Here is a 255-nt window from a genome sequence, read left to right on the forward strand (position 1 = left end):
CGGGGTCGTATTCCCACTGCCAGGCCAGGACCGGCTGATTGCTGTACTGGCGGACCAGCCGGCCCTGCAGGTCGTACTGGCGTTGCTGCCAGCCGCCAAAGCCCTGGCGGCCGGTTTCGCGATGCAGGGCATCCCGCTCGAAATCCAGCAGCGGAACCTGATCCAGCAGCAGTTGGTGCAGATGACCATGGCCGTAGTAAAGAAAGCCCACCTCGCGCTGGTCGCTGAGGGTGGTGGCGATGCGGTGACCGAGCC

At 65.5% G+C, this 255-nt stretch carries 1 pseudogene; it reads right to left on the reverse strand.

Features of this window, described 5'->3' with window-relative positions:
* Positions 1–255: pseudogene (locus PZA18_RS24730) on the reverse strand (hypothetical protein); the annotation flags it as partial.

The organism is Parachitinimonas caeni (assembly GCF_030129945.1).
Classification (GTDB): Bacteria; Pseudomonadota; Gammaproteobacteria; order Burkholderiales; family Chitinimonadaceae; genus Parachitinimonas; species Parachitinimonas caeni.